12 protein-coding genes and 1 tRNA gene are annotated in these 12991 nt (G+C 61.4%); 10 read left to right on the top strand and 3 right to left on the bottom strand.

Annotated elements, in window-relative coordinates; all coding sequences use genetic code 11:
* Positions 1-2: 2 nt before the first annotated feature.
* The 4 genes from AB1451_14165 to AB1451_14150 all read left to right on the top strand — a co-directional run bounded on the left by AB1451_14165 (position 3) and on the right by AB1451_14150 (position 3820).
* Positions 3-76: transfer RNA gene (locus AB1451_14165), tRNA-Ile, on the top strand.
* A 101-nt stretch (positions 77-177) separates the two neighbouring features.
* Positions 178-906: a C4-type zinc ribbon domain-containing protein gene (locus AB1451_14160; GenBank protein ID MEW6684039.1), complete on the top strand. Its 729-nt coding sequence runs from the start codon at positions 178-180 to the stop codon at positions 904-906.
* 4 nt (positions 907-910) lie between these two features.
* On the top strand, positions 911-2533 hold the full coding sequence (locus AB1451_14155; protein ID MEW6684038.1) for a hypothetical protein: 1623 nt from the start codon (positions 911-913) through the stop codon (positions 2531-2533).
* A 45-nt stretch (positions 2534-2578) separates the two neighbouring features.
* Positions 2579-3820, top strand: coding sequence for a GAF and ANTAR domain-containing protein (locus AB1451_14150; protein MEW6684037.1), 1242 nt, complete (start codon positions 2579-2581; stop codon positions 3818-3820).
* Between the two features lie 24 nt (positions 3821-3844).
* Here the strand turns inward: AB1451_14150 and AB1451_14145 are convergent, their stop codons facing one another.
* Positions 3845-4051: a hypothetical protein gene (locus AB1451_14145; protein MEW6684036.1), complete on the bottom strand. Its 207-nt coding sequence runs from the start codon at positions 4049-4051 to the stop codon at positions 3845-3847.
* A 157-nt stretch (positions 4052-4208) separates the two neighbouring features.
* Here AB1451_14145 and AB1451_14140 point away from each other — a divergent pair, with 157 nt between their 5' ends.
* From AB1451_14140 to AB1451_14120, 5 genes are all read left to right on the top strand, one after another.
* A complete protein-coding gene (locus AB1451_14140) occupies positions 4209-4706 on the top strand; it encodes a Fur family transcriptional regulator (protein ID MEW6684035.1) in 498 nt (165 codons plus the stop codon).
* Between the two features lie 453 nt (positions 4707-5159).
* On the top strand, positions 5160-6353 hold the full coding sequence (locus tag AB1451_14135) for a hypothetical protein (protein MEW6684034.1): 1194 nt from the start codon (positions 5160-5162) through the stop codon (positions 6351-6353).
* An 8-nt stretch (positions 6354-6361) separates the two neighbouring features.
* Positions 6362-7885 carry an FAD:protein FMN transferase gene (locus tag AB1451_14130; GenBank protein MEW6684033.1) on the top strand — a complete coding sequence of 508 codons (1524 nt, stop codon included), beginning with the start codon at positions 6362-6364 and terminating at the stop codon, positions 7883-7885.
* Positions 7882-8376, top strand: a complete 495-nt coding sequence (locus AB1451_14125) for a hypothetical protein (protein ID MEW6684032.1) — start codon at positions 7882-7884, stop codon at positions 8374-8376. The genes AB1451_14130 and AB1451_14125 overlap by 4 nt, the downstream gene beginning before the upstream one ends.
* Positions 8373-8792 carry a cupredoxin domain-containing protein gene (locus AB1451_14120; protein MEW6684031.1) on the top strand — a complete coding sequence of 140 codons (420 nt, stop codon included), beginning with the start codon at positions 8373-8375 and terminating at the stop codon, positions 8790-8792. Before AB1451_14125 ends, AB1451_14120 begins: the two co-directional genes overlap by 4 nt.
* 25 nt (positions 8793-8817) lie before the next feature.
* Here the strand turns inward: AB1451_14120 and AB1451_14115 are convergent, their stop codons facing one another.
* Positions 8818-9228: an energy transducer TonB gene (locus AB1451_14115; GenBank protein ID MEW6684030.1), complete on the bottom strand. Its 411-nt coding sequence runs from the start codon at positions 9226-9228 to the stop codon at positions 8818-8820.
* 251 nt (positions 9229-9479) lie between these two features.
* The gene (locus AB1451_14110; GenBank protein ID MEW6684029.1) at positions 9480-11411 is read right to left on the bottom strand and encodes a hypothetical protein; all 1932 of its coding nucleotides are present in this window, start codon (positions 11409-11411) and stop codon (positions 9480-9482) included.
* Positions 11412-12490: 1079 nt separating this feature from the next.
* On the opposite strand from AB1451_14110, the gene AB1451_14105 reads away from it, so the two are divergent.
* The coding region (locus tag AB1451_14105; protein ID MEW6684028.1) for a hypothetical protein at positions 12491-12991 on the top strand (501 nt) is incomplete at its 3' end.

Raw genomic sequence — 12991 nt, 5'->3', positions numbered from 1 at the left:
TGGGGCCCATAGCTCAGTTGGTCAGAGCTGCCGGCTCATAACCGGTTGGTCCCAGGTTCGAGTCCTGGTGGGCCCACAACAGGAACAACGCATGCGGCCGCGACGAAAGTGGTCGGCCCAACTCCACGACGCCTGTAGGAGCGTTCACATGAATGCCCCTACCATCCAAGGACCTGATTGAACGAACAACTTGCACTCCTCATCCGACTCCAGGATCTCGACACGCAGCTCGACGCCAACGCGGAGAAGCGTCGTCAGGTGCCCCTCCTGATCGAAGCAGCGACCAAGCCCGTCGAAGACGCGACCGCGGAACTGACAAAGGTCAAAGGCGACCTCGACACGCTGAACCGGGATCGACGCGACAAGGAACAGGACCTCAAGGAGCGGGAGGAGCGGATCGAAAAGCTCAAGGGGCGATCCGGAGAGATCAAGTCCAATAAGGAATACCAGGCGCATCTGTTTGAAATTGAGTTGGCTCAGCAGGAAAAGGGGACGGTCGAGGAGCGCCTGATCGAGATGATGGATCGTGCCGAGGCGCTTGGGCGCACCATCAAAGAGCGGGAAGATGCCTTGGCGGCCCGCAAGCGGGACTACGAGCAGGAGCGCGCCCGCATCGAGGCCGAGCAGCGGGCGATGGAGGTGGAGACCGAGCGTCTCTCGGCCGATGCGAAGGCCGTTGCGGCGCAGCTCTCGCCCTCCAACCGCCAGACGTACAACCATCTCAAGACGACGCGCAAAGGGCTCGCCGTGGTTCCCCTGAAGAACGGCGCGTGTCAAGGGTGCCGACTAGCGCTCCCTCCGCAACTCATCGCCGACCTTCGCAAGAACGACAAGTTACTGACCTGCACCTACTGCCACCGCATTCTGTTCTGGCCGACGCCCGAGCTGGCCTCGCAAAAAGCCTGACATCGTGTCCGCGGTTCGCGTGGGAGGCGCCCTCCTGGCTCTGGCCGTGTTGGGCTGCCAGGACGGATCACCGCGGAGTTTGGGTACGTCGTGTGGCATGTTCGAGGGACGCGCCGAGGTGGGAGGAGCCGGCGTGGCGGAGGGGCTCGCCACGTATTCCAAGCGGGTCATCACGCCGCAGGGGCCGACCGGCGCCGTGACGCCCACACCGATCCGATACGCCGACGTCGAACTGATCAGCTGCCAAACCGGCGCGGTGCTGGCTTCAGGACAGACGGATGGCGACGGACGATTCCAGATCACGTTCAACAACCCGGGCCGAGTCGGTGTGTACCTCCGCGTCCTTTCCTCAGTCGATCGATACCGGGTCAGCGTGCAGCGCTCCGCGGCGGAGCCGTTTCTGTACGGCTTGGCTTCCTCGGCCTATGACGATGCGGGTGACGGGGAGATCCAGTCGGTTCAGGGGCTGGAGGCGCGAAGCGGCCTCGGAGCCGGGGCGTTCAATATTCTGGATCAAGGCGTTCGCGGTGCAGAGGTGGTCGAGAACCTCACCGGCGCCGCACCGGTATCGCCGCTGGTATGGTTCTGGTTCCCCGGTAACTCGTCGGGTACTAGCTACGACCCCTCGGCCAAAGCCATCACAGTCCTGGGGACAACGGCGGACCCCGACGAGTTTGACGACGCCGTGTTGCTCCACGAATACGGCCACTACGTTCTCGACGTGTATTCCCGCGATGATTCGCCCGGAGGTCCCCACGTCTTGGGAGACGAGACGCTGGACCTCCGTCTGGCATGGTCGGAGGGCTGGGCCACGTTCTTCTCCAGCGTGGTGCGAAACGATCCCGTGCACGTGGACACGAGCGGAACAGGGGTCCGCCTGGTGTTCGAGATCGAAGGCCCTTCGTTCGGCACGGCGACCCGGTACGACACCAACGAACTCGCTGTCGCCGCGGTGTTGTGGGATGCGCACGACGCCGATGATGCGGACGAGGGCGCCGGTTCTCTGAGCGGGCTCCTTCCTGCGGTATGGGGCGTGGTGAGCGGGCTTGCGACTTCACCCGTGAGCTTCGAGGACTTTTGGATCGCGTGGCAATCGGCAAATCCCGGCGACCTGCAGCCGATTCTGGAGGCCCGGAGTATCGACCTGTGGGCCGACGACCAAGAAGCCGGGGGCAACGATGACGACCCGTCGCGGGCCAAGCCGATCGAGCTCTTCGTGGGGAACAACCCGACGGCCGTCCAGCACCACTCGTTGTATCCGGGGGGCGACATCGACTATGTCGCGTTCACCGCTCCCGCCGTTGGGACGTTTACGGTGGCGACGTCTCGCTGTACGGGTTTTCCCGTGGTGTGCGATGCCCGCGTCTCCAATGCCGCGGACACCGTCCTGGATGTGCTGAGCCTTTCCGACGACGGCACGGCCGCGGACAACCTCAACGGTCAGACGTACTCCCTATCGTGTGCCCTGGCGAGCTGCCCTCCGAACGACGCCACCACGTTGTCCTCCAGCGTGACCTTCACGGCCACGATGGGCACGCCGTATATCATCCGGATCACGCGGTCCCCGGATGCCCCTCCCTCGGCCGGGGAGCTGGGGACATACGACCTTCTGGTGACGTCGGAGTGAGCCCTGTTTGAGACTTTGGGTGTGGACTGCTAGAATGCCCGCGCCATGACCACGCGATCCCGCCTCCCTCGCTCCACGGCGAAAGCGCTCCGCGAGACCAACCGCGAGTTGGACGTGTTGCGCCGGATCAGCGAAACCATCAGTGGGACCCTCGACCAGGAAGCGGTGCTCCGGCAAATCATCGATCTGGTCGTGGAGGTCACTGGTGGTGACGCGGCCTTTCTCTACCTGGTGGACGGCGCGCGCAGAGAGCTGGTGCTCAGGGCCTCCAAGCAGCCCCACCCGCGCCTGATCGGGCGGATCAAGCTTGAGATGGGAGAGGGGATCACCGGGTGGGTGGCGCGCGAGCGCACGCCCGTGGCCATCGACAAGAACGCGAGCGAGGACCCGCGGTTCAAGTGTTTCCACAACCTGCCCGAAGACCGCTACCAGGCGTTTCTCTCCGTGCCGGTGATCGCCAAGAACGAAGTCATCGGCGTGATCAACGTCCAACACCGCCGCTCTCACCGGCACAGCGGGTCGGAAATCGCGCTGCTGACCGCGATCGGCCATCAGGTCGGCGGGGCCATCGAAAACGCCAGCCTCTACGAGGCCATGCGGCGCAAGACGCTCCAGCTTGAAACGCTGCTCCAGGTGAGCACCACCATTACGTCGACGCGCTACCTCGAGGAGATGTTACACCTGATCGTGACCATCACGGCGCGCACCATGGGGTCGGCAATCTGCTCGATTATGCTCACCGACGACGAACGCCGGGAGCTTCGTATCGCGGCGACGCAGAGTCTGTCGGACGCGTACCGGAGCAAACCACCACTCAAGATCGGCGAAGCCGTGAGCGGGCGCGCGGTATTGGAAAAACGCCCGATCGCGGTCTTCGACGTGACCGCCGATCCCGGCTACGCCTATCCCGACCTTGCACGCCGCGAGGGGCTGCGGTCGCTACTCTCGGTGCCGATGCTCTACCAGAACCGCGCGGTGGGCGTGATCAACAGTTACACCGCCGCTCCGCACGTTTTCCTGTCGGATGAGATCGAGCTCTTGCAGGCGATCGCGAATCAAGCGGCGGTGGCGATCGAGAACACGCGATTGATGCAGGAAAGCGCTCAAATGCACGATGCGCTGGAGTTGCGGAAGCTGGTCGAGAAGGCCAAAGGAATCCTGATGCGGGATCGCCGTCTGACCGAAGAAGAAGCGTTCCGCGTCCTCCAACGGCAGAGCATGAACAACCGCCGGCCGATGCGGCAGGTCGCTGAAGCCGTGATCGTCACAGCCCGCAATCGGCTCTGACGCGGTTTTCCGAACCGCGTGCCGTCAGCTTGGCTGACCGGTCGGCGCGGCCGACTCGGGCGTGGTTGCGGCCGGAGCGGGTTTCTCTCGCTTGGGCTTGGCCTTGACCGGTTTCTTGGCGGCCTGGGATTGTGCTTTGGCTTTCAGAGTCTTGATCCGCTCGCGTAGTCGTTCCCGGCGGCGCTTCTGACGCCGTCGTAATTCTTTTGCTCGTTCCCGTCCAGACGCCATGCGATCTCCTCGTCACCCCTGGGGTCGTTTCCCGAAAAGTACGGCCATTGTAAGGAAACCCTGGTGAAAGTCAAGGCACGAGTGCTGGTGGCCGCAATACCTTGACAGACTCTTCGGGGTCGTCGTATTGTGTTGTCTCTAAACGAAATTTCATTTCATGGCGAAAAACACCATCAAGGCCCGCTCCCGAGATCTGCTGCACGAACGGCTTCGCGAACACGGGCTCAAACTGACTCACCAGCGTGAGTTGATCGCGCAACTTTTTCTGCACCAGGACCATATTACGGTCGAGGACCTCTACCACGAGGTCGCCAAGAAAGATCCTTCGATCGGCATTATCACCGTGTATCGAACCCTCAAGTTGCTGTGTCAGTGGGAACTCGCCCAGGAACGACACTTCGGAAAAGGTAAAACCATCTATGACAACGTCGCCTGGAAATCTCACCACGACCATTTGATCTGCACGCAGTGCGGGCGGATCATCGAATTCGAGAATTTTCAGATCGAGGAGTTCCAGGAGCAAGTGGCTCGTGAGCATGATTTCCGGATCACGTTCCACAAGCTCGAGTTATACGGATTGTGCAAAGCCTGCGAGGCCGGCCGTCATGACAAAGGACGGCGGGCGCACCCCGTCCCGCACCACCACAACCACTAGACCGATCCGTAACAACCTAACCCGTTAACCCCTTGACAACCTCGCGAGATCCAGACTATGATGCGTCCCTCGTGAGTGAAAATGAAATCTAATTCCAATATCAATTACCTCTCGACGCTCCCGGGTGCGTCAGGCAGGGGAGGCCGCCTCCGGTGACTCCCCGCCAACCGGAGGCGAGAGGCCGCGCCACGGAGGTGCGGTGCTTGTGCGGGGGCTTGCTGGCGCGCTGGAAGGGTGGCGCGCTTGAGCTGAAATGCCGTCGCTGTAAACGGACGATGCTGATCCCGCAGGATCAGATCACGGGGTTCGCGCCGCGTCCGCGCGATCCAGAGGCGCCCTGATATCGAAGGGGCGAAACACACATCACAGCGGCCAGCGGTCTTCAGGTACCGAGCACCCCGCGCACGACGAGCACCCAGCGCCCGATGAACCATTAACCCACGGAGGAACGTGATGCGAAGGATGGTGATGGCGCTGGGGATCTGTGTGTGGCTTGCAGGGCCGCTGGCGGTGAATGCGTTGGCGGAGGAGTCGGTGACAGAACGACTGGATCGGATCGAGGGACGGCTCGATCAAATAGCGGGCGGTGGAGAGGAGTCGCACGGCGGATCCGGCGGGGGCAAACTGAGCTTTCACGGGTACGGCGAGTTGCACTTCAACAGCCCCGAAGGATCGGGCGTTCCCGACGATGCCGATCCGGCGATCATGGATTTGCACCGGATGGTGTGGGGGGTGAGCTACCAGTTCAACGACCGCATCAGCGTGCACACCGAGGTGGACTTTGAGCACGCTGCAACCGAAATCGAACTCGAATTCGCGTACTTGGATTTTCTCATCACGCCGGCGTTCAACGTGCGCGCCGGCAGCATGCTCATGCCGGTCGGTCCTCTGAACGAATTTCATGAACCGCCGCTGTTCTACAGCGTGGAGCGGCCGTACGTGCAGCGGACCATCATCCCGACCACCTGGCAGGAGGGTGGCGTTGGGCTCTTCGGCTCGGTTCCGGCGGGGCTCAAATATCGAGTGTATGTCGTTTCAGGCTTGAATGCCGAGGGCTTTTCCGCGTCGAACGGGATTCGCGGCGGGCGCGGACACGTGGCGGAGCAGCCTTCCGAGGATCTCGCGGTGGTGGGACGATTGGAATACGTCGGGCTACCTGGCGTGGAGTTGGGACTCTCGGCCTACCAGGGCGGTGCCAATACCACGAAGAATCCAGCGTTGTCGGATGCGGGAGTCGGGATTTGGGAGGCTGATGCGCGGCTGCGCATGGCGGGCCTTGACCTGCGCGGCGTGTACACGATGATCCAGGTCGACGGCGCCGACCAGATCAGCGCCTTCACGACCGAGACGATCGGAGAGGAGATGACGGGGTGGTACCTTGAAGCCGCCTACGACGTCCTCAGGCTGGTGGCCTCCGACACGAACCAGGCGGTCGTGGTGTTTGTCCGCTACGAAGACTTCAATACCCAAGAGTCGGTTCCGGCCGGGTTCACCGCTGACCCCGCCAATGACCGCCAGGTCATGACCGCGGGACTGGCGTATTACCCGATACCGGATGTTGCGGTGAAGGGCGACGTGGAGAGCTGGGAAGACGGCGCCGACAACGACGGCAGCCGGTTCAATTTGGGGGTGGCGTATCAGTTCTGAGGCGTAACGTGCGTGGGCCGCTGCTCAAAGGCGCGCGCCCCTGTATGGGGTGCGTGTTGGAGATTACGTTGGTCGGGATTGACGCGCGGCGAGGCCGGGAGGTGCTCGACGCGGCGTTTGACGAGGCGGTGCGCCTTGAGCAGCGGCTCAGCATATTCGACCCGCAAAGCGACGTCTCTCGGCTCAATCGCGAGGCAGGGTACGGACCGGTGCATGTGTCGCCGGACGTGCTGCGGCTGATTGACGAAGCGATGCGTTTGTCGAAAGTCAGCGGAGGGGCGGTTGATCCAACGGTCGCGCCGCTGACAAGACTTTGGCGGAATCAGGACGACCGCAACGGGCCGCCGCCGGCCGCTGAATTCAGCAAGGCGTTGTCGAAAACCGGGACAACCCGTGTCGTGGTTGATCACCGCGCGGGCACGGTGGCGTATCAGTGCCCCGGGGTTGAACTCGAATTCGGGGCCATGGGCAAAGGGTACGCGGTGGACCGGGTCGTCCACCTGCTCAGCCTTTACGGCGTTTCGTCGGCGCTCGTCCATTTCGGAAGTACCACCTACGCGCTCGGTCGTCCACCGGGAAAAGGGGCATGGCGCGTGGGGATCCGTAACCCACGGGATCCCAACCGGCTCATCGAAGTGGTCAAGCTCAGCGACCGCGCCATTGCGACGTCGGCGAACGATCAGCAGGCGGTGATTCTCGGCGGCACCCCGTATGGCCATATCCTCGACCCGCGGAGTGGGTGGCCTGCCGACGCGTCGCTGAGCGCATCGGTCGTGGCAGGGAGCGCGTTGGAAGCGGACGCTCTGTCCACCGCCGCCTTTGTTCTGGGACCGAAGCCCGGCGTCGAGTGCCTGACCCGCGCGGGCGTTCAAGGTCTCATCGTGGCCCGCGACACCCGGCAGTTATCGATGGTCGAGACGCCGGGGTGGAAGGGACTGGTGGTGGGACAACGAACGCGCGGTCTGGTGAGCAGGCGGCGGGTGCTCGGCGGTCTGCTGGCGATGTTTGCGGCCATGGCGATCCGTCCTTCCCTCGGGTTCGCGGTGGTCTACCTTAGCCGCGAGGAAGCTCTACGGGTGCTGATGCCGGACGCCGATCGATTCAGAGATGAGACCATCGCGCTGACGGACGCGCATCGAGCGCGCATGCAAACGCTCATGGACGGTCGGATTCGCGATACCGAGGCGACGTTTTGGGTCGGCGAGCGGGAGGGACGGGTGATCGGCTACGCGACCGTGTTGAACGTGATCGGCAAAGAACAGCCGATCACGTTCATGGTCGCCGTCGCACCCGAAGGATCTGTGCGGGGCGTGCAGGTGTTGACCTACCGTGAATCGCAGGGATCGGAAATTCGTTCCAAACGTTTTCTCGATCAGTTTGCCGGCAAGACCCTGGCCGCGCCGCTCAAACTGGGTCGTGACGTGCACGGAATCAGCGGCGCGAGCCTGTCGTCTCGATCGACGACCTACGCGGTGAAGAAAGCCTTGGCGCTGGTCGCGGTCGTGTACGGGGCAGGGGCCACCGCGTCGTGAAGGACTTCTCCCGCAACGGTTTCCAGATCCGGAACAGCCCCTTCGAGGTCAAAGCGATTTACACCGGCTTCCTGGTGTTTGCGGCGGTCGGTTATTTCACGCTCGTCGCCATCGCGCTCACCAGGGTTGGTCCGCAGTATCAGCAGATTGTCGAGCACTACCGGGGTACAGACAACGGGGATCTGTTTCCCCGGCCGGTGGGACAGATGTTGGAAGAGATGCACTTTCACGCCTTTATCGAAGGGATCATGTTGTTGGTGTTGACGCATCTGTTTGTCGCGACCTCGGTGGGCCGCTCATTCAAACGAACCGTTGTGGCGCTGGCGTTTGCGGGCACGTTCAGCGACTTGGCTTCGCCGTGGCTGATTCGGTTCGCGGCGCCAGGGTTCGCCTTATTGCAGGTCACGAGCTGGGTGGTGATGACGGGCACCGCGATTGTGTTGATCGGGGTGCCGTTGTTGGACATGTGGGGAAAGGGAGCGAAGCGATGAAGTATTGGATTCTGTTTGGAGTACTGACAGCGGTCATTCCTGCCGTCGCCCTGGCGGATGAGCGAACCACGCCGCCGGCTCCGCAGGAAGTTACGATCACATTGACTGAATACAAGTACGAACCCGCTCGAGTCGAGGTCCAAAGCGGCAAGCCGGTTGAACTGCACCTGGTCAACTCGGGCAAGGTCCTCCATGAATTCGTGAGCGATGTCTTGTCGGACGTGACCGTGGATCTGGAAACCAAGGGCACGATTGCGCTCGTTCATGGCGTCGAGGAACTCGAAGTGTTACCGGGTGCCACGGTGGTGCTGCGCTTTACACCCAAGAAAGCGGGGGAATTTGGATTCCGCTGCGATGCGGAGGTTCCGGTGTCCCATCATGAGTCGGGGATGAAGGGCACGCTGATCGTGCGATAGGGCTCGTTCGTGAGTCGCCAGACGCTTACTCTCTCTCGCTAAACTCCACAGGTACGACGATCGTGGCGGGCACGGCCACGCCGTCCCGTTGCGCGGGCTCGAAGGACCATTGGCGAGCGGCCTGCCGTGCTTGCGACTCGAAGATCAACGCCGTGGACTCGATCACCTCGACCGCAGTCACGCGACCCTGGGCATCGACGTCGATTTTGAGCAGGACCAGCCCTGGCCGTTTGTCGGGGATCACTTCTTTCGGATAGTAGGGGTGCGCGACCGGATCCTTCAGCATCGGGGGCCGATCGACCGGGGTCGACAGCGCCCGAATGAGTTGCTCCACGCGTTCAGGGGGAATCGTCACCGGGGCGGGCTCCGGCGCGCCCGCACATCCCCACGGCGCGACGACCAGCAGCGTGATCGCAGCGAGCGTTCTGATCGACATGAAACGCGCCTCCGGCGCCCTGTTGCACGTCACTCCGTACGCTCCCAGTATCACTGTTCGGAGGAGGTTTTTCTATTGTCGCGATGGTGGATCGGAGAGTCAACGGTGCGGGGGTTCACGTCGGGATATGCAACGTGCGTTTCGCTGGCCGCTGAGAGACGAAGCGCGCGCACCCGATGCGGGGCGTCATTTGGCGACAGAGAGGCCCAGGATCAGAATGGAGATATCGTTGGTTTCGGCTTGAGAACTCGCTAGAAACGCTCGCCGATCAAATCTAGATCTTCGATATCCGTGATTGGTCCGCACATCACACTGTTCCGGTACTCGCTTTCGGGAAGCCGATAATAGAGCATGCCGATGTTTTTCGTTATCATCTTGCGAATGCGTCGCACCAACAGTTCCTCATTCGGGGCATCCCTGAAGGTGGCGGGATCCATCCGATGGCTTGAGACGATCGCGAACCGGTCTTGGTCTCGGAAGGAAAAGGCGAAGCGCCACGCGGAGTCGCGAATGTACATGTCAAGAACGGTCAGGCCGATCAAGATCGAATCCTGATCATCGGCCACGACCGCAAACTGCCTGGTCATGAGCGTAACCGCCTCTTCGGCCACGAGCTGATCGCTATCGTCGTCCCACGCGACGCCTATCTCGTCCGCGATTTCGAACAGAGGAACATCCAGTAGGGTCTCGACCGAGAGGTTGAGGTCCTGCTGATAATACCGAGCTAGTTCTGCGACGCGCGGGATCGAGGCTATGTCCAGGGCCGCCAGATATACGCGGCCGTTTCCTTCAGGAGTGGAGGCCGGCGCGCCGGACCCGCGGAGCGGCTTCATGCCGCACTGGAGATTTTTGAGCGCGTTCCCCGCGATGCTCCGGATCGTTTCGGCTCGCGGATGCTGTTCGACGCGTGCCAGTCGGCTCACGGCATCGAGCCCTGCCTGTCCCAGGGAGAAGAACTCGTAGCTGCCGGACCAGAAGAGCACCGACGGCTGAAAACGGGCGCTATCCAGCACACGATGGAGCTGGTAGGCTACCACGATTCGTTTGGGGTCAAGTACCGGCGTGTTGATGAGCCCGGCAAGCACGACGATCACCGAGGCCACGGCAACGTTGACCGGCGCCACCAGCCGCATCCACGGTCGATTCCGCTCGACAGCAGCAATGAGGTATCCGGTCAGAGTGAGTGCAACGAGGAATTCGAACACACTGATCCATGCGGGTCCCAGGGTCCATTCCGGCCCCCTGATCGTGGTCGTCAGCCATTGCAGATACAACATGCAGTTTAAGAGGCCCAGAATAATCACAATCGTAGTCGACCCTCGGGTGACGCGCGGCAGAGGCTCAGTCGCTTCGCCACCCTGATACACTCCGTTGATTGCAAGAAGAGTCAGTACCTGAGCCACTGCTGCCCATACGAACACAAGGTATTTGAATGACGAATATTTGAATGACGACGGAAGGAACATCCATTCTTGAGAAACCGCCAGCATAGTGATCGCGACGCCGAATTGGGCCAGTGCGAGCACGGGGAGGCTCCAGGTACACGACTTGAGCAGGGCATGGCGCAGCGTTGGCATCAGGTGCGTCGAACTTTGGCCCAGCGCAATCGCCATTCCTGAGAACAGACCGGCAAAGGGGTATAGGAACGTGGCCTTCAAGACCGGCATATAAACGGACGACAAAATGCCTGTCGCTACCAGCCATGCTTGGACAAACACGCCAATTACGAGGAGTCCGATCGCATACGTGGCGATAAACCAGACGGCCAAAGCCACGAGGAACAGGGTCTCCAACGCATGATCGAAGAGGTCATGATACCGGGTCGGAACACCGTCGCTCGCCAGCCTCGCTCGAGCCACCGTCAAGATGATCAAGAGGCCCATACCGGTCGTAAACGCGAAAGGCCTCAGGATGAGCGAGGCGTGCTTCGGTGAGGGGATGGTCTGCCCCGTATACCAAGCCAGTCCGCCGAGGACCAGGGCGACCGTGCCGAACACCAGCCAAAAGCGGATCGTGGCGACAAAGCGGATGAGGAGTTGCAGACTAAAGCCAAGACCGACGACGAGGGTGAACCAGATAATCAAGCCAGTAAAGGTCTCGACCGGCCAAACGTTGCGAGCCGCCAGCAGTTGCCCCTCGGCGAGCAACGCGCCCTGAACCACGCCGATCAGAACAACCCACAAGGGTGTTCTCAAGGCCAGCCCCCTGCACCCTTCAGAAGTATAGCCGCTGATTCTGTCGCGTCCTAATCAAGCAAGAAGGCGGGAACCCAACGGCGGTCGTCACGCTGTGCAGGCCCACCGGCTTCCGAATCGGCCGGGTGTGGTTTATATTCAGCGTTATGGACCGTCGTGAGTTCCGCCCGTTCCTGGGCTGCGTAGAAGAAGCGCGCTCGGAGGCTAAGCATTGGGCGATCGCGTTCATCTTGGGCATCGCCATCCCTTTTGGAACTCTATTCGTCGGGATCGGCTGGGCCAAGGGAACCCTGAATTATTCAGCGATTCTATTGGGAATGATGGCCGCTATAGTGCTGGGTGCGGCTGGCTATCTCTATGTAGAGGTGATGATCAGAGCTACGAGCACGTCGCTGACGCTCAGTGATGAGGGGCTCGTATACCAAAGGACCAGAAGGCGTCGAGGGCAAATCCAACTGCTAACTCGAATCCAAAGCCCATGGAACGAGGTTCGAGCTGTTCGTGAGCAGTTAGGATGGTGGGGTGGGCGTGCCTTCCGGTTGAACATTCGTACTGATCAAGGCGCGTTTTCATTTCAAACCACGATCAGGAGTCATGTGTGCCGTCAGAATGAGGGGAAGAGCGACGCACGGTTAGGGAGGGAGGGTGATATGGCTGGGACTGAAAATGGCGTTTCTGGTTATAGGACTGAATCGTAGGCGCGCAATTCGTCGGTAGCGACAAATTTGTCGGGCAAATTTGTCGCCGCAGGATACTAACGGACTGAATCGGTTAATCGTCGTTTTAAAATCGCTGATTCCCTGAAGGGGATTGCGACACATCGATCTCCCTGATTCAGCAAAGGAACCTCTCAAATATCCACAGCAAATTTCTGCCACAGGACGTTCGGGGAGATGCACGGCGGCTCGGGCACGGTCCTTGTACTTTTATATTGGATTCACGAAGTCCGGCAAGAGGGCTAGTGATGAGTATCCCGGTCGTGACCGGGGGGACAACGGCCGTGTGAAATTCCTGATTGACATTCTCCGGTAAGGTATTTATATTCCCGGCTACTCCTTTGGGGCCCCATGCACCCCTTGTTCTTGCGCCGCCTTCGACCGATCGCGGCTGTTGTGCTGGTCTTCTTCACGTGGTTTTCGATCGAGCCGTGGAACTACGCCCTGGCGGCGCAGGACCTGCCGACCGCGCGCGTCACCTCTGCCACGGCATCTCAGCCCAAAGCCCCGAGCGCGCCGGAGGGCTTTGAAAAGAATCTGAGATTCATCAAAGAGCAGGTCCGATCGGCACGGGACGGCGACGCGTTCCAGGCGCAACTTACCGGCCTACTCAAGAGCCTAGAGCAGGCGGTTGCCCAGAGCAGCCGCGAGCTGGAAGAGGGCCGACGAGCCGTGGATCGGCTGGCGCGTGCCATCGAGCAAGGGGCGCCGAGCCAAGAGGCGCTTAGAGCGCTTCACAGCCAACACCAAGTGATCAAAACAGCGGTTGGCCAGGTCCGACTGAACGCGTCGGGCATCGAGGGCTTGTTGCGGGGCATGGCTCTGCCAACGGGCTTGAGCAGGGATCAGAAG

The organism is Nitrospirota bacterium, assembly GCA_040757335.1.
Lineage (GTDB): Bacteria > Nitrospirota > Nitrospiria > 2-01-FULL-66-17 > 2-01-FULL-66-17 > JBFLXB01.
This window is presented reverse-complemented; position numbering and strand designations above follow the sequence as displayed.

Coding starts and splice junctions, on each gene's coding strand:
- AB1451_14150 (MEW6684037.1), top strand. CDS start 2,579: ATGACCACGCGATCCCGCCTCCCTCGCTCCACGGCGAAAGCGCTCCGC.
- AB1451_14145 (MEW6684036.1), bottom strand. CDS start 4,051: ATGGCGTCTGGACGGGAACGAGCAAAAGAATTACGACGGCGTCAGAAG.
- AB1451_14140 (MEW6684035.1), top strand. CDS start 4,209: ATGGCGAAAAACACCATCAAGGCCCGCTCCCGAGATCTGCTGCACGAA.
- AB1451_14135 (MEW6684034.1), top strand. CDS start 5,160: ATGCGAAGGATGGTGATGGCGCTGGGGATCTGTGTGTGGCTTGCAGGG.
- AB1451_14120 (MEW6684031.1), top strand. CDS start 8,373: ATGAAGTATTGGATTCTGTTTGGAGTACTGACAGCGGTCATTCCTGCC.
- AB1451_14115 (MEW6684030.1), bottom strand. CDS start 9,228: ATGTCGATCAGAACGCTCGCTGCGATCACGCTGCTGGTCGTCGCGCCG.